13 protein-coding genes are annotated in these 15615 nt (G+C 44.4%); 9 read left to right on the forward strand and 4 right to left on the reverse strand.

Going from position 1 to position 15615, the window contains the following annotated elements; all coding sequences use genetic code 11:
- The first annotated feature begins 52 nt into the window (after positions 1-52).
- Complete coding sequence (locus L3V43_RS03160) at positions 53-2203, forward strand: M3 family metallopeptidase (protein ID WP_237115750.1); 2151 nt, start codon at positions 53-55, stop codon at positions 2201-2203.
- A 469-nt stretch (positions 2204-2672) separates the two neighbouring features.
- Here L3V43_RS03160 and L3V43_RS03165 read toward each other — a convergent pair whose 3' ends face one another.
- The 3 genes from L3V43_RS03165 to dinB all read right to left on the reverse strand — a co-directional run bounded on the left by L3V43_RS03165 (position 2673) and on the right by dinB (position 7210).
- Complete coding sequence (locus L3V43_RS03165) at positions 2673-4205, reverse strand: leucyl aminopeptidase family protein (protein ID WP_235368286.1); 1533 nt, start codon at positions 4203-4205, stop codon at positions 2673-2675.
- A gap of 69 nt (positions 4206-4274) precedes the next feature.
- A complete protein-coding gene (locus tag L3V43_RS03170; RefSeq protein ID WP_102057443.1) occupies positions 4275-5960 on the reverse strand; it encodes a carbon starvation protein A in 1686 nt (561 codons plus the stop codon).
- A 125-nt stretch (positions 5961-6085) separates the two neighbouring features.
- Entirely contained in the window at positions 6086-7210 is a 1125-nt protein-coding gene (dinB, locus tag L3V43_RS03175; RefSeq protein ID WP_235368287.1) for a DNA polymerase IV, read from the reverse strand.
- A gap of 152 nt (positions 7211-7362) precedes the next feature.
- Between dinB and L3V43_RS03180 the strand changes: the two genes are divergently transcribed.
- The 7 genes from L3V43_RS03180 to L3V43_RS03210 all read left to right on the forward strand — a co-directional run bounded on the left by L3V43_RS03180 (position 7363) and on the right by L3V43_RS03210 (position 12830).
- Positions 7363-8415, forward strand: a complete 1053-nt coding sequence (locus L3V43_RS03180) for an aldo/keto reductase (RefSeq protein WP_237115749.1) — start codon at positions 7363-7365, stop codon at positions 8413-8415.
- An 86-nt stretch (positions 8416-8501) separates the two neighbouring features.
- Positions 8502-9014 carry an NUDIX domain-containing protein gene (locus L3V43_RS03185; RefSeq protein ID WP_010605982.1) on the forward strand — a complete coding sequence of 171 codons (513 nt, stop codon included), beginning with the start codon at positions 8502-8504 and terminating at the stop codon, positions 9012-9014.
- Positions 9015-9086: 72 nt separating this feature from the next.
- Positions 9087-9776, forward strand: coding sequence for a hypothetical protein (locus tag L3V43_RS03190; RefSeq protein ID WP_237115748.1), 690 nt, complete (start codon positions 9087-9089; stop codon positions 9774-9776).
- A 40-nt stretch (positions 9777-9816) separates the two neighbouring features.
- Positions 9817-10323, forward strand: a complete 507-nt coding sequence (locus L3V43_RS03195; RefSeq protein WP_237115747.1) for an NYN domain-containing protein — start codon at positions 9817-9819, stop codon at positions 10321-10323.
- 144 nt (positions 10324-10467) lie between these two features.
- Positions 10468-11058 carry a DUF2726 domain-containing protein gene (locus tag L3V43_RS03200; RefSeq protein WP_010605979.1) on the forward strand — a complete coding sequence of 197 codons (591 nt, stop codon included), beginning with the start codon at positions 10468-10470 and terminating at the stop codon, positions 11056-11058.
- Positions 11059-11166: 108 nt separating this feature from the next.
- Entirely contained in the window at positions 11167-11874 is a 708-nt protein-coding gene (mtnN, locus tag L3V43_RS03205; protein ID WP_010605978.1) for a 5'-methylthioadenosine/S-adenosylhomocysteine nucleosidase, read from the forward strand.
- On the forward strand, positions 11874-12830 hold the full coding sequence (locus tag L3V43_RS03210; protein ID WP_235368288.1) for a cobalamin biosynthesis protein: 957 nt from the start codon (positions 11874-11876) through the stop codon (positions 12828-12830). The genes mtnN and L3V43_RS03210 overlap by 1 nt, the downstream gene beginning before the upstream one ends.
- Positions 12831-12892: 62 nt before the next feature.
- Here the strand turns inward: L3V43_RS03210 and tyrS are convergent, their stop codons facing one another.
- Complete coding sequence (gene tyrS / locus L3V43_RS03215) at positions 12893-14092, reverse strand: tyrosine--tRNA ligase (RefSeq protein WP_102057449.1); 1200 nt, start codon at positions 14090-14092, stop codon at positions 12893-12895.
- Between the two features lie 151 nt (positions 14093-14243).
- On the opposite strand from tyrS, the gene L3V43_RS03220 reads away from it, so the two are divergent.
- On the forward strand, positions 14244-15584 hold the full coding sequence (locus tag L3V43_RS03220; protein ID WP_237115746.1) for a peptidoglycan DD-metalloendopeptidase family protein: 1341 nt from the start codon (positions 14244-14246) through the stop codon (positions 15582-15584).
- Positions 15585-15615: the final 31 nt, after the last annotated feature.

A 15615-nucleotide genomic window follows, 5' to 3' on the forward strand; every position in this document is an offset into this window, starting at 1 on the left:
CTACAAACACACAACAGATACACTATAACATTACAAAAACACTGAGAAGTTTATGAAAAAGACCATCATCGCCGTTGCGATTTACTCCACGCTTTTTGTCTCTGGTTGTTCAAATTATACAACGGAGGTGGCATCTAGCGTGCCTAAGAAAAGTGAATCAGTCCATCACAATCCACTGTTCAACGCCAGTACTTTAATCTACCAAACCCCAATGTTTGACCAGATCAAAGATGAACATTTTATGCCTGCATTTAAGTTGGGTATGGCAGAGCACCTCAAAGAAATCGCGCGTATTGCAACTAACCCTGCAACGCCTACGTTTGAAAACACTTTAGTTGCAATGGAAAAAAGTGGTGCACTGCTAAAGCGAACCAGTAGCGTATTTTTTAACTTAATAGGCACTGATAGCTCAGTAAAGCGTCGTCAATTACAAAAAGAACTAGCCCCAATGCTCGCAGAACACCGCGATAACATCAATTTGAACGCCGCATTATTTGATCGTATAAAGTCGCTTTATGATAATCGCAACACACTCGAACTAGACTCAGAATCAAAGCGTTTATTGGATGTTTACTACACCAACTTTGTGCGAGCTGGCGCAAAACTAAGTACTGAAGATAAGGAGAAAATTCGCAAAATCAATGAAGAGCATTCCTCTCTGACTACCCAGTTTTCACAAAACCTATTAGCAGAAACGTCTGCCATATCAGTGACTGTTGATGATAAAGCCGCATTGGACGGTTTAACAGAAAGACAAATTCTTGCCACTAAACGTGCGGCTGAAGCTGCAGGACATAAAGACAAGTACTTAATCGGTATTACCAACACGACCCGTCAACCTATTTTAGCGTCTTTAACCAACCGAGCACTTAGGCAACAGATTTGGCAAGCTTCTGCTTATCGTGCTCAGTCAGGTGATAATGACAATACTCAAATTATCATCCGGCTGGCACAGTTAAGGGCCGAAAAAGCAGCGCTGTTAGGGTATAAAAGCTGGGCAGACTACGGCCTAGAAAAGCAAATGGCTGGAAACCCTAAAGCAGTTTATGACATGCTTGGCAGCATGGTGCCGGCCGTTGTTTCCAACGTGGAAAAGGAAGCAGCAGATATTAAAACGCTTATTCAAAGCGAAGGGCACTCGTTCGACATCAAACCTTGGGACTGGGCATACTACGCTGAAAAAGTTCGTCAATCTCGTTATGACCTGGACGAAACAGAAGTGAAAAAGTACTTCGAATTTAATAACGTCTTAGAAAATGGTGTTTTTTATACCACGAATAAGCTGTACGGCGTAAGTTTCAAAGCTCGCACTGACTTACCCGTGTATCATCCAGATGTTAAGGCTTATGAACTGATCGATAACAATGGTGAAAGCCTCGCGATATTCTTTGCCGACTATTTTGCAAGAGAAGGTAAACGTGGTGGAGCTTGGATGAATTCATTTGTAGGGCAATCTAAGTTATTAAACCAAAAGCCTGTGGTTATCAATGTCATGAATATTGCAAAGGCACCTGATGGTGAACCAACCTTTGTAAGCTACAGTGAAGTGACAACTATGTTTCACGAAATGGGACATGGCTTACATGGGATGTTTTCTGACGTAAAATATCCGAGTCTTGCTGGAACCGCTGTTTCTCGTGATTTTGTTGAGTTTCCCTCAACCTTTGAGGAAGACTGGGCTGCACACCCTGAAGTTATCAGTAACTATGCAAAGCATTACCAAACCGGGGAACCTATCCCAAAAACACTGCTTGATAAAGTGATCCGCTCACGAACTTTTAATATGGGCTACGATACATTGGAGTACATGGCATCTGCGCTCTTAGATATGGAGTGGCATACAATTTCACCTGAGCATGCACCCACTGATATCAATGAATTTGAACAAGCGGCACTGAAGAAGCATGGAGTCGCCCTCGATTACGTTCCACCGCGTTATAAATCAGCATTTTTTGCGCACTCTATGGGAGGCGGCTATTCTGCTGGTTACTATGCTTATATGTGGAGTGAAATATTAGCAGCCGACGCCTATGCATACGTGCAAAAGCTCGGTGGCCTTAAACTTGAAAATGGCGAAAAATATCGTAAACATATTTTATCGGTTGGTAACTCAAGACCTGTAATGGACTCTTACAAAGCATTCCGCGGAAAAGAGCCAACGACTGAAGCGCTATTAAAACGCAGAGGACTAGCCCCTAAATAACACACTATTTAACCTGAGGTTTGGATAAGGAATGTTCCAACTCATTGTTGCTAAAGCACAACTTAGTTTTTTCCTTGTCTAGCCAGAGAGTTTTAGGGAAAACACCGCTTCCGCGTCCTGCTCTCGCTAAGGTACCTACATCCTGTAGGCAAGGCGAATTTACGCACCAATAGCTGGCTATTGGAAGTGAATTCAACGCAGTTAGCGCTAAAACTAGCTGCTAGAAAGGCATTAATTATCCGCAGCTCAGGTTATTTAGTTTACCCAACCAAGAAGGGAAGCTGCAATGCTTCCCTTTTATCAATCTTATACCAGTTGTATTAAGTAAATGATCTATCTTGAAGCGGGAAAATAGCTTTAGTAGCAAGGCAAAAATTTTGCTATTTAGTTGTTCTAAATGAGAAATTTTTAACGAAGCTAATACGCTATTTCACCCTTAAAATTGATTAGAGAATTAATTCAATTGGTATTAAATACAATACCGAGCAAACAAGCTTGCAACGGTTGCAGCGGTTGGTTTGCCATGCTGCCAGTCGCCACCTTCAACGCCGCTACCTGCAATATCCATATGTACATACGGAATTGGCAATTCTGCATTACAACCATGCTTGTCTAAGCCACCAACAATTGCCAAAAATGCCATTGGAAATTGGTGACCACGAGCGGTAACCGCCGATGGAGCGTTGTTGCTCGATAGCACATCATCCGCAAGGGTGCGTGGTTTTACAAAGTCATAGTCTTCACGTCGGCTACGCGATACTTCCGCGCAATCTGCCCATAAGTCGCCCATGTCTGCAATCTTGCGAGACACTTGTGCCGCTCGTGCAGGACCATTCTCAACATAGGCACTGTAAGGGCCCATGGCGCGCGCTGCATGACCTGTCAGTGTTGCAACCGTAAAGATCTCAGGGTTTTTCTCACCCAGAGCTAAGTCTTTCGCTTCGCTGAGTAAGTCACCCATCGCCAAGCGACCTTCCGCATCGGTGTTACCAATACGAACGCGAACGCCTTCTCTGCTCTCAATGATTTCATCCGGCACGAAACAGTCAGAACCAATCGAGTTACGAACCACGGCAAGGTAAGCAATAACCTTAACGCCTTTTGGCTGATACTTAGCAACCGCTTCCATAAAACCAACCACTGACGCCGCACCGCCTTTGTCACGGCTCATGCCCGCCATAAAACCGCCCACTTTCAAGTCTGCACCACCGGTATCGTACACAAGACCTTTGCCAACAAAGATAAGGGTACGTTCAACGTCACCTTCAGGCTCGTATGCCATTTTTACAACTCGAGGATGATGACGTTCAACGGCGTAAGAGGCACGCGCTACCGTGCTTAAGAGTGGATACTGTTCATCCATAATTTTACGATCAGCGATAACCTCAACGTTTACCGCTGAACCTTGAAATAGCTCAACACAGTAGTCAGCAAAACGAGGTGGTGCCATGCGCTCAGGTTCTGTGCCACACAGATCTCGCGCAGCATATTGGCCTGCTGCGATTGCGCTCAGTTGATCGCAGCATTGTGCTGACGCCTCAAAAACATAAATCGCTTCGATTGGTTCAATCGCTTCGCCACGGTACTCACGTGCTTCTAATGGCTGCCATAAGCCTTGGCATGCACCTAAAAAGCTGACAGCACGCGCATTTTCGTAACGAGCATCGGCTGGCACATTTACAACAGCAAGCACAGGTTTTACCGCACCAGCCGCTTTCGCTTCTAAAATACCAGCCTTTGCCGCTTCAAAATAACGACGAACGTCATCGTAATCTCTGTCGAGAGGTCCGGTTGGCGCAATCACCAAGCGCTTGCCAGGTACTTTGTCTGAAACAAGCAGGCTTGCCTTTTGCGCAATGCGCGCATCTACAGCTAAAAATGGTGCAGCAACTTCGTCAAGCTCCGCACTGCCAAGGTTTTGAATATCATGAGTAACAACAACGATAGCATCTGCATCGCTTTCAAATAGGGTGTTACAAGGTAATGCGATTGGAAAAGACATAAAAACGGCCCTTTTCTATATTAGAATTAGGGCCGACTATAGGTGATTTGTGGTCAAGTTCCAAGGGAACTACGACATATCACGGGCTTCATCTGGTTTCGCTTTGGTTTTGCTGATCACAGACCAAGCTTCTAACATCACCAAAATACTGACCACCAGCACGATGACGTCAAGCACAACCAACAGCCAATTGCCTTTTTGGTAGTATTCACCTAGCTTGATCACTCCAGCAAAAAACGCCATCACCAGCACAAATACCATAGGGATCAAGGTGTACTTAGCGGGACGCCCTAGTTTGATAAGATACACTGAGATAACCAACAAGGTTAAGCTTGCCAAGATTTGGTTGGTTGAACCAAACAGCGGCCAAATCACCATACCACCACTACCCGATGCGCCACCAGCGCCAAAGGCGAGTAGCAAACAACATGCAACGGCCAACAAAGTCGCGATGATACCGTTGTTCAGGAACTTGATGTTATAGATCTCACCCCACTCTTGAATAATATAACGCTGAAGTCTAACGCCAGAATCCATGGTAGTGCCTGCAAAAAGTACAACCATAACGGCAAGTAAAGTTGATGCGATTTCGACTGGTAGTCCCCAGCCTGTACTGATAAGATTTGAGCCACCGTTAATAAAGGCAGATACACTGCCAGCACCAAGATGACTATAAATTTCGTGCCATTCTTCTGGAGATACTGCGAGCATCACACCACTCACGGCGACTAAAGTGATAAGTGCTAGTGAGCCTTCACCAACTGCACCTAAGTAGCCGACAAAACGACCGTCTTTTTCTTTGTCTAGTTGTTTTGAACTCGTTCCCGACGAAACAATACCGTGGAAACCTGATACCGCACCACAAGCAATAGTCACAAACAGCAAGGGGATAATACTCGGGGTGTTTTCTACCGTTTGGGTATTAAACGCAGGCGCAGTGATATCTGGCATGACAACAAATACCGCACCATAAAGTAGGATCAACCCCACTAACAGCTGCATGCCGTTAATAAAGTCACGAGGTTGTAATAGCATCCAAACCGGTAACAATGACGCTACGGCAGCATAGATAAACAGAATGATGATCCAATTGGCTTTGTCGCTTAAACCAAACATTTCGGTTGGTAAGGTAATCGGCATACTACTGCCCATATAAATGGTCGCGTAGAGCACAATAACCCCGATAATACAGAGCGGTACTAGCGGCACTTTTCGTTTCAGCAATTGGCCGATGATAAGTGCCACGATGATAGCAGACCAAGCGGGGAATACCGCATTTGGGTTACCCACGAAGGAGTTTGCGATCACCACGCCGAACACGGCATTTACCATGAGCAGTACAAGGAAGACCACTATCATAAACAATGAACGCGTGCGCTTGCCAATTACGCTTTCAGACAACGCGCCCATCGACTTGCCTTTATGGCGAGCACTTGCCCACAGCGCGCCCATATCGTGGACACCCGCAAAGAATATGGTACCGAATACAACCCAAAGCACTGCAGGCACCCAGCCCCAATAAACAGCGATGGCTGGACCTACAATTGGTGCAGCACCTGCGACTGAAGTAAAGTGATGCCCCCACAATACCACTTTGTTAGTGGGAACATAGTCCACGCCATCCTCAAGCTCATGAGCCGGCGTGACAAAGTTGTCATCCATTTTAAATATTTTTTCAGCAATAAATTTGGAATAGACAAACCATCCAAATAACATCCCTATGATGCCGAAGAGTACGATCATTATGGATTGCATAATGCTTACCTCTTGTTGTTGTTTTAATTACACGCAGTTCGCGTGATTAGTTTGTTGCACGACAACTTCGAAGCTAGCACAAAATAAACTAATTGCAGTTATCTTTTAGTCTAGGTAGGTCTGAATTAGCCATCAAAAAGTCCCAGTTGAGCTTGTGTGTTAGATTTTTCATTTAGCCCTAAGTGCAAGCCCACGAGGCGCACGGGTTTAAACTTTTGCCGTGCCATCGCTTCAATCAATAGCTCTTCGAAAACGGGCAAATCAATATGCTGGTATTGGCATTCTTTGGTGGTTTGGGTGAAATCGTAAAACTTCACTTTAACACCAAGCTTATTAAAGCCACGCTGTAAATAAGGCTGTGCTCGGCGAGTCAATTCAGGTAACAACTTTTCTTTTATGACTTGTTTTAAGGTATCAAGGTCGAGCGTGTCTTCTGCAAATGTGGTTTCAACGCCTATCGATTTACGCACTCTATCGGTCTCAACTCGGCGCTCATCAATACCTTGACAACGCCGCCATAATACAGCGCCAAACTTGCCAAATGACTGGCGTAACTGAGTTTCAGACAGTGCCTTAATATCTCGGCCATACTCAAGTCCCATGGCTAGCAAACGCTGTTGAGTCACTCTACCTACACCTGGAATTTTTTTAAGAGGTAACACATCAATAAAAGCGCTCACTTGGTGAGGCGGGATCACACACTGACCATTAGGCTTGTTTTCATCGCTGGCAATTTTGGCTAAAAACTTGATTGGCGCAATTCCCGCCGAAGCCGTAAGGCCCGTTTCTGCAAATATATCCGCTCGGATCTGCTCGGCGATAAGCGTTGCACTGCCATTACATTGCTGACACTCAGTGACGTCTAGATAGGCTTCATCCAAAGACAGTGGCTCAATTAGCTCAGTATAGCGGGCAAAAATAGTTCTAATTTGTTGCGATATTGCCTTATATACCTCCATTCTCCCCGGTACAATCACCAGCTGAGGGCAGAGTTTTTTCGCTTGATAATTCGACATGGCCGAGCGCACGCCATATTGCCGAGCAATATAGTTAGCCGTGGATAGCACCCCACGATGACTCCGCCCACCAATCGCCATCGGCACCTTTGCAAGCTCGGGGTTATCGCGCATTTCTACCGATGCATAGAACGCGTCCATATCAATATGAATAAATTTACGCACGTCAAAATACTGTCTAAATAAACAGTGTTTATTATGTGCTAATTTTCCAATTGTTGCAATCTTGAACATAGGCCATAGTGTTCTGGGCTATACTTGTGTGGATGTCTGTTGCAACTTGCACTGCAAAACAGAGATAATGCTAACAATATCAATACAGTTCAAAGTACTAAATCCGTTACTTTGGCTATATTTAATCATTCAGCAATCAATCAGGAGCCTGCATGAAGTACTCACGACTTGGTAGTAGCCCACTTGAAGTTTCACGTATTTGTTTAGGAAGCATGACTTGGGGCGTACAAAACAACCAGCATGATGCCGACGAGCAAATCAATTATGCACTAAGCCGTGGTATTAACTTCATTGATACCGCTGAAATGTATGCGGTCCCTCCCTCACCTGAAACCTATGGTAAAACCGAAGCCATCATTGGCAATTGGCTAAAGCGGCACCAAGAAAAGCGCGAAAAGCTCGTGCTTGCAACCAAGATTGCAGGCAGCGGATTACCTTGGATCCGTGAAGGCGGTGCTATTACGGGACAATCTGTGATCCAAGCGGTGGACGATTCTTTAGCGCGCCTGAATACCGACTATATCGACCTCTACCAACTACATTGGCCAAACCGTACTTCACCGCATTTTGGTAAACAATGGCCTGGCATGGTGCCTTTGAGTGCGCTTGACCGCGAGGAAGAACGCGCTGGTATGCTAGATATTTTAGAAGGCTTAGCGAGCTGTATTCAAGCGGGTAAAATTCGCCATTGGGGCCTTTCTGATGATACGCCTTGGGGCATTCACACTTACCTTAATTTGGCGATGCAGCACGACCTACCGAAGCCGGTTTCAATTCAAAATGAGTTTAGCTTGCTACATGCCAAAGATTGGCCTTACCTGATTGAGAGTTGCGTAAACGAAGATATTGCCTATTTACCTTGGTCGCCGCTGGCTGGAGGGATGTTGAGCGGTAAATATTTAGGGGGCGCAAGACCTGAAGGCAGCCGCTTTACCTTAGTGCAAAGACAAGGCTTATTTAGAGATACGCAACTAGCACAAGAAGCCGTTGCAAAATATTTAGAAATCGCCAAAGAATTTAATATGACTGCAGCGCAACTGGCGCTAGCTTGGTGCAACCAAGTCGATGGCGTGACTTCAACTATTATCGGCGCGACAACCATGGCACAGCTTAAAGAAAATATTCAAGCGTTTGAACAACCGCTATGTGCAGAGTCTTTAGCCGAGATTGATACTGTATTTAAAGCGTACCCTGCTCCGTTTTAATATCTTCATTCGCGATACGCCGCTTTTACGCAGGCGTATCGTTTTGTAAACCCATTCTTGTTACCTAAATTGAAGTTAAAACCCCCATGCAAAGCTTAAACAACACCCCAGTCATTCCGCTTCAAGGCAGCTGCTTTACTAGAGAGACCACTCGCGCCATAGTCCTTAGAGGCAACGACATTCTTATGCTTTACACCAAACGTTATGACGATTACACCTTACCAGGTGGTGGCGTTAACGAGGGGGAAAGCTTAGAAGCAGCATTAGAGCGCGAGCTAAAAGAAGAAACTGGTGCAGTATCCATTACAGGTCTCACTCCTTTTGGTCGCTATGAAGAGTATCGTCCTTGGTATAAACCAGATCATGATAATGTACATATTATTTCTTATTGCTACGTTTGTGAGATCTGTGGCAAATTTGATCTGCCAACAATGGAGAATTACGAACTTGCTAATGGTATGAAACCTTTGTGGATTAACATAAATCAAGCCATAGCCCACAATGAAGCTAAACTTGCTGATGCAAATAACAAAGGGATGTCCATTTTGCGTGAATTAACTTTACTGAAACACATATCGGCGCAACTAATCACAGAATAATTCGTCTATTAAGGGAACATTTACACGTTGATTAAGCTCTAACTCTGCATAACTCAAGGATTAATAAGAATAATGCGGCCGCTCCAAAACAACCTAATTAGTTTCACCATTATCGGCTCTATTGTGCTGCATCTACTGCTCGGCTGGTATTTGCAGCAAAGTATTTATATCCCCTCAAAGCCTTTAGAAATTAAGGCAATGAAAACCTATTTGGTTATTGAGCCTGCCAAGCCCAAGGTGGAGCATATTGAGACACCGACGATAACTGAAGATAAGCCAGTAAAGGAGTTAAAACCGACACTGAAGGACGATACGGTTGAAGTACTAAAAACTGCGCAAACGGAACCAAAAAAGCCTACGGTTGAAAGTACAACCAAGCACATAGCCAAAGCAGCAGTCGTCACGCAACCTAAAAAGTTAGACCATCGCAAAGCAATCTCTCAATTTCGTCAGCAACTTTTAGAGCGCACTCCCAGTGACGTTGTACTCAGCCAAAACCAAAAAAAGCCGCAGCAGATCACCGTGCCTAAAGCGCATCAAACCAGTGCTGCGAGCAAGCCAAGAGAGCTACTCGCGTCCACACCACATTATAAAGTCTACCGTGAAAATGGCCTGTGCTATACTGAGGTTAGACTCGATCCGAGTATTCCTACACCAGAGGGATTAAGTAATAACTGGCGTACTCCGCCTCGCCCTTGCGATGGCGGTGCCATTAAAAAAGCCTATGATGCCGCGATGAGTAAATGGCTAAACAAACGCTAATCTTGCTATCATAAAGCAAATTTATTGCTAAGAGTCCATTATGGAAAAAGTCACCATTTTAGTTGACGCTCAAAATGTTTATTACACCACCAAACAAGCCTACCAAACAGGCTTTGACTATAACGCGTTTTGGCGTAAAGCAACGGCTAATCGCGAGGTATATCAAGCCATTGCCTATTCCAGCAAACGGGGTGACGACAAACAAAAGCAGTTCCAAAATATCCTGCGAGCGATTGGCTTTGAGGTGAAGTTAAAGCCTTATATTCAACGTGCCGATGGCTCCGCAAAATGTGATTGGGATGTTGGCATTACCATTGATGCCATGGAGTGCGCGTCAGAATCCGATGTAATTATTCTAGTAACTGGCGATGGTGATTTTGATTTACTCGCGAATAAACTCAGAGATAAATACCATACCCGAGTCGAAGTTTACGGCGTGCCGCAGCTTACCGCCGCCTCACTGATCCGTGCCGCTAGTGAGTTTATTCCTATTGATAGTAAACTATTAATTAGTCGACGCAGGTCTGAAATACATCACGGCGATTAACACTGTCAGATACGTTCCTATACGACAAATAGTCCACCTCCATAGCCAACCACACAAATTCTTATGACTTGCCGTAAAGTAATTTTATGGCACAGCTATTGCTTATAAAACCACAGATGTCATTTTTTTGATTTGGAGTTTTGTATGGAATTTGCGTTACTTGCTATTTTGGCTCTAGTGGTCGTTGCTTCCATTGTCGCTTCTAAGTACACCGATGTGGGTGGCAATCCTTATCCATTTAATCGTAAAGAATCTGTTTTTACCACCGTTGAAGCATCGTTTCTACATTTATTAGAACGTGCCGTTGGCGATAGATATAAAATCGTTAGCCGCATTAAGCTCATTGATGTGATTGAGTGCAAGCCGGGTATCTCTCCAAAAGCACGTCGTGCTGCGGTAACTAAAGCTAAGAATAAGCAGTTGGATTATGTCTTGGTAGACAAAGAGACACTGAAAATTGTTGCCGCTGTTGACTTGGTCAATAACGCCAATAAAAACGGCCATAAAGCACAAAAAGATTGGTTTGTAAGTGGCGCTCTGGAATCTGCGGGTATTCCACACATTCGTATGAAAATCAAAAGTGGCTACCAAAGCGCTGAGGTCCGTGCGGCAATCCTATTCAAGCTTGGCCAAAAAGTGGAGATGCCAAAGAAAACCAGAAACCGCACCTACAAACCTGCGGTACTGTCTCCTTCACAGGCAAAAGCACAGTCAACTCAGTTGGCAGAAATCTAGCAAAACGGGCGTCAGCCCGTTTTTTGTTTTACCTATCAAAACCCCTTTCGTATAATAAAAGCAATTTTGACACTGGGGCTTTCCCCACCACAAATTAGGAATCTTTTGATGAAAGTAGGCATTATCGGCGCAATGGAGCAAGAAGTTACCATTTTGCGTAACACCATGGAAAACCCGCAAACATTGACCAAAGGTGGCTTTACTTTTTATACCGGCAAACTGGCTGGTCTTGACGTAACGCTTGTACAGTCTGGCATTGGTAAAGTGGCAGCGACGGTTGCGACAACTTTGCTTATCGACAACTTTGCGCCAGATTGCGTGATCAACACGGGTTCTGCAGGTGGCTTTGAACCATCACTAAACGTCGGCGATGTGGTGATTTCAAATGAAGTACGTCATCACGACGTAGATGTTACTGCGTTTGGCTATGAAATTGGTCAAGTTCCGCAAATGCCTGCTGCGTTTACTTCGCACACAAAATTAGTTGAAGCTGCAGAGCAAAGCGTACATGCGCTTGAAGGCATTCAAACTATGGTTGGTTTGATCTGTACGGGTGACTCATTTATGTGCGACCCAGTACGCATCGACAAGGCGCGTGCAGACTTCCCGACGATGTTAGCAGTAGAAATGGAAGGTGCGGCAATTGCGCAGGCTTGTCATTCTTTAAACACGCCATTTGTTGTGATCCGCTCGCTATCTGATATCGCCGGCAAAGAATCACCGCAATCATTCGAAGAGTATCTAGAAGTCGCTTCTGTTAACTCTTCTAAAATGGTGATGGCACTACTTAATAAGCTGGATAAGGTTACGCTTTAGTGCTCGACAGCTTGCTTCAGGCCCATGAGGGCCTGATCATTTTCTTACTGGCGATTTTTGCCAGTCTAGGGGTAAGGTTATCAACACTTTATCACCCTAATCTTATTCTTAGCCTTATATTTAAAGCGATTGCCGAAAAAGTTTATCGCCCCAAAGCGGCTTCTAGTTATCAACTGTTATCAGGCACACTGGGATTCCTCCTCCCTATATTAACTATCACTGTATTAACTTATGCGATTATTAGCTTTGCTTTTTATCCTAATTGGCTCGGTGGGCTGGTGTTGTTTTTATGCTTAGATATTAGCCATGAAAGCCGTGCTAAGCGTATTTCCGCGCTGATAAAGTCAAAGCAAAAAGTAACCGCAAGAGCCGTGTTGCAAGGAATGGTAGCAAGAGATGTAGAGAAGCTAACAGAGCTTGGTATTTGTAAAGCCACCATAGATAGCACCGCATTAAATACCCTGCGCCATTTTTTTGTCATTGCTTTACTGTATCTAATGGCAGGTCCCTATCTAGCGCTATTTTATAAACTGTTACTGCTATGCGACCATGCTTGGCGGCAAGTAATGCCCCCCTCAGCCCGTTTTATGACAAGCCTTTCCCGCGTGATTTGGCTCGTTGAGTTTGTACCCATTCGATTATTAATTACCTGCTTTTCGTTGCTACTTAGACCAAAGCAAACTTGGCACTACATTAAATACTACGGCCGTCACTTTAGCCAAACGAATACCGGATGGGCACTGAGCTTTTTTGCCGCAAATTTACATACACAGCTCGCAGGGCCGCGCTTTTATTTTGGTGAACGTTATGATGTGATGCGGGTAGGTGCAAAAGCGCAACCCTCAGCTGAGCATATTCAGCATTTACTCGGGCTACTTAATCAAATGCGCTGGCTATTTATTGCTACTTCCGCCTTACTGCTTGTGATTATAAATTTTGCTAGCTTAATGTTGTAACAACCACAAAAAAGGCCAGTAAAACACTGACCTCTTCGGCTATAACAAGTAGATTAGCTTGTTTAGTTTACCGTAACTTTCGCAAACTTACGCTTACCTACTTGGTAGATTTCACAAGAACCTTTCGCAACTTCTAATTTTGTGTCTGTTACTTTATCTTCGCCATTTAGCTTAACCGCGCCTTGCTTGATCATGCGCATCGCCTCTGAAGTACTTGCCACTAAACCGGCTTCTTTTAGCAAGTTAGTGATAAACGTGCTTTCACCCTCAATAGTTACGGTGACTTCAGGGATCTCATCAGGTAAGGCATTTTTTTGGAAACGCTTGATAAAGTCTTGATGCGCCGCTTCAGCATCAGCTTCACTGTGGAATCGAGCAATCATTTCTTTTGCAAATTCAATCTTAATGTCACGAGGGTTGCGGCCGCCTGCAACTTCTTCTTTAAGTGCAGCGATATCATCCAGTGTTTTTGCGCTTAACAATTCGTAGTAACGCCACATTAAATCGTCAGAAATCGACATCACTTTACCGAACATGTCGTTTGGCGCATCAGTAATACCGATGTAGTTACCTAGTGACTTAGACATTTTCTGTACGCCGTCGGTGCCTTCAAGTAGCGGCATCATCAGTACTGTTTGCGGCTTTTGCCCTTCGTCTTTTTGTAGCTCACGACCCATTAATAGGTTAAAGCGCTGATCGGTACCACCGAGCTCAACATCCGCCTCTAATGCAACCGAGTCCCAACCTTGAACCAGTGGATATAAGAATTCGTGGATTGCGATTGCTTGGCCATTTGCATAACGCTTTTTAAAGTCGTCGCGCTCAAGCATACGTGCCACGGTTTGACGTGCAGCAAGCTTGATCATACCGGCTGTACCTAGCTTTTCCATCCACTCAGAATTGAATGCGACTGTGGTTTTGGCAGGATCAAGGATTTTGAAAACCTGTTCTTTGTATGTTTCTGCATTTGCCAGTACATCTTCACGAGTGAGTGGCTTACGAGTTACATTTTTGCCCGTTGGGTCGCCAATCATACCGGTGAAATCACCAATCAAGAAAATCACCTCATGGCCTAAGTCTTGAAAGGTTTTCATTTTATTGATTAGCACTGTGTGCCCTAAATGCAAATCAGGCGCTGTTGGATCGAAACCCGCTTTAATACGTAGTTTTTTACCTGACTTCAGCTTTTCTTTTAATTCATCTTGCAACAGAATTTCTTCTGCACCACGGCTAATCTCTGCAAATGCAGTTTCTAAATCCACTATTCTCACTCCAACAGCTATAACTTGTAATCGCTCGATTCTAGCCTATATTTATCCGAGTTTAAATGCACAAAACGCTGGTATTACGGGTTTATTACGTATATCCTGCAATATTATCTACAATAATTCTTGACAGCAGAAAAGGCGCATTATGGTTCATGTGGTTCATAAGCTCCCCAAAAAGCACAAAGTGCTCATCATCGGCTTCCTATCTGCGATGGTCGGAATTGCCCTGATCCCCTCTGAAAAAGCAACGGCTTCAAAAGACAATGACGGAAAAGCTTTAGAAGTTGGGAAACGTTACGAGTTGCCAGTAAAAATATCAGAAAAAACAGAGCAACTTACTGAATTAGATGCAGCGCCAGTCATCACGCCTGAGTCTGCCCCTAAACAACCTGTATTTGAATTTAAAGACCACGAAGTGAAGTCTGGCGACAGCCTAGCCGTGATTTTTAAACGCGCAGGTTATTCTGCCAAAACGTTACACAATCTGGTCAATACCAACGCAGAAACCCGCAAGCTGACTAAAATCCACCCGGGAGAAGTGCTTAGCTTTGCTAGCAATGATGGTGGTGAATTAGCTCAATTAAAATACATCTTGTCAAAAACGGATACCTTATTGGTCACCCTAAACGACGAGGGTAATTACGAAACCAAAATCGAAAGCAAGGAAATCGAAAGTCGCGAAAAATCGGCAGGTGGCAAGATCAATTCCAGCTTCTGGAGCGCTGGTATTTCAGCGGGTCTTAGCGAACGCCAAATAATGAACTTCGCCGATATTTTTGGGTGGGATGTCGACTTTGCAAACGATATTCGTAAGGGCGACTCTTTCGCTTTAGTGTTTGAAAAGCACTATGTAGACGGTGAAGAAATCGGTAATGGTAAAATTATTGCCGCAGAATTTATTAATCAGGGCGAGCGTTACAGTGCAGTTCGTCATACTGATGACGACTTCTATACCCCTGAAGGCCGTAGCATGAAAAAGGCTTTCTTAAGAGCACCGGTTAACTTCAAATATATCAGCTCCAGCTTTAATCCGCGTCGCCTTCACCCTGTGACTGGCCGAGTATCGTCTCACAATGGTATAGACTATGCGGCACGCGTAGGCACGCCGGTGGTTTCCTCTGGTAACGGTAAAGTACTAAAGTCTGGTTACAATAAACTCAATGGTAATTATGTGTTTATTCAGCACGGCAGCAAGTATGTGACTAAGTACTTACACTTGAATAAGCGTACTGTTAAGACAGGTCAAAAAGTGAAGCAAGGGCAGAAAATTGGTACTGTCGGCTCAACTGGCCGCGTAACAGGTCCTCACCTTCATTACGAGTTTTTGGTGAACGGCGTACACCGAAATCCTAAAACGGTAAAACTGCCAAAGTCTGAACCATTACCTCAGTCTGAGCTCGCTAAGTTCAAACCCATTGCAGATGCGATGCTGGTAAAACTAGAGCGCAATAGAGAGTTAATGCTTGCAGCAGCAAATAAAGACTAAAAACTAAAAAGGTAGCCAAGGCTACCTTTTT

The organism is Pseudoalteromonas sp. L23, assembly GCF_021728455.1.
In the GTDB taxonomy this organism is placed as follows: Bacteria; Pseudomonadota; Gammaproteobacteria; order Enterobacterales; family Alteromonadaceae; genus Pseudoalteromonas.

Excerpts from the sequence above, each read along its gene's own strand:
- L3V43_RS03200 (WP_010605979.1), top strand. The coding sequence starts at position 10,468 with ATGGAATTTGCGTTACTTGCTATTTTGGCTCTAGTGGTCGTTGCTTCC.
- mtnN (WP_010605978.1), top strand. The coding sequence starts at position 11,167 with ATGAAAGTAGGCATTATCGGCGCAATGGAGCAAGAAGTTACCATTTTG.
- L3V43_RS03190 (WP_237115748.1), top strand. The coding sequence starts at position 9,087 with ATGCGGCCGCTCCAAAACAACCTAATTAGTTTCACCATTATCGGCTCT.
- L3V43_RS03160 (WP_237115750.1), top strand. The coding sequence starts at position 53 with ATGAAAAAGACCATCATCGCCGTTGCGATTTACTCCACGCTTTTTGTC.
- L3V43_RS03180 (WP_237115749.1), top strand. The coding sequence starts at position 7,363 with ATGAAGTACTCACGACTTGGTAGTAGCCCACTTGAAGTTTCACGTATT.
- L3V43_RS03220 (WP_237115746.1), top strand. The coding sequence starts at position 14,244 with ATGGTTCATGTGGTTCATAAGCTCCCCAAAAAGCACAAAGTGCTCATC.
- L3V43_RS03165 (WP_235368286.1), bottom strand. The coding sequence starts at position 4,205 with ATGTCTTTTCCAATCGCATTACCTTGTAACACCCTATTTGAAAGCGAT.
- dinB (WP_235368287.1), bottom strand. The coding sequence starts at position 7,210 with ATGTTCAAGATTGCAACAATTGGAAAATTAGCACATAATAAACACTGT.
- L3V43_RS03195 (WP_237115747.1), top strand. The coding sequence starts at position 9,817 with ATGGAAAAAGTCACCATTTTAGTTGACGCTCAAAATGTTTATTACACC.
- L3V43_RS03170 (WP_102057443.1), bottom strand. The coding sequence starts at position 5,960 with ATGCAATCCATAATGATCGTACTCTTCGGCATCATAGGGATGTTATTT.
- L3V43_RS03185 (WP_010605982.1), top strand. The coding sequence starts at position 8,502 with ATGCAAAGCTTAAACAACACCCCAGTCATTCCGCTTCAAGGCAGCTGC.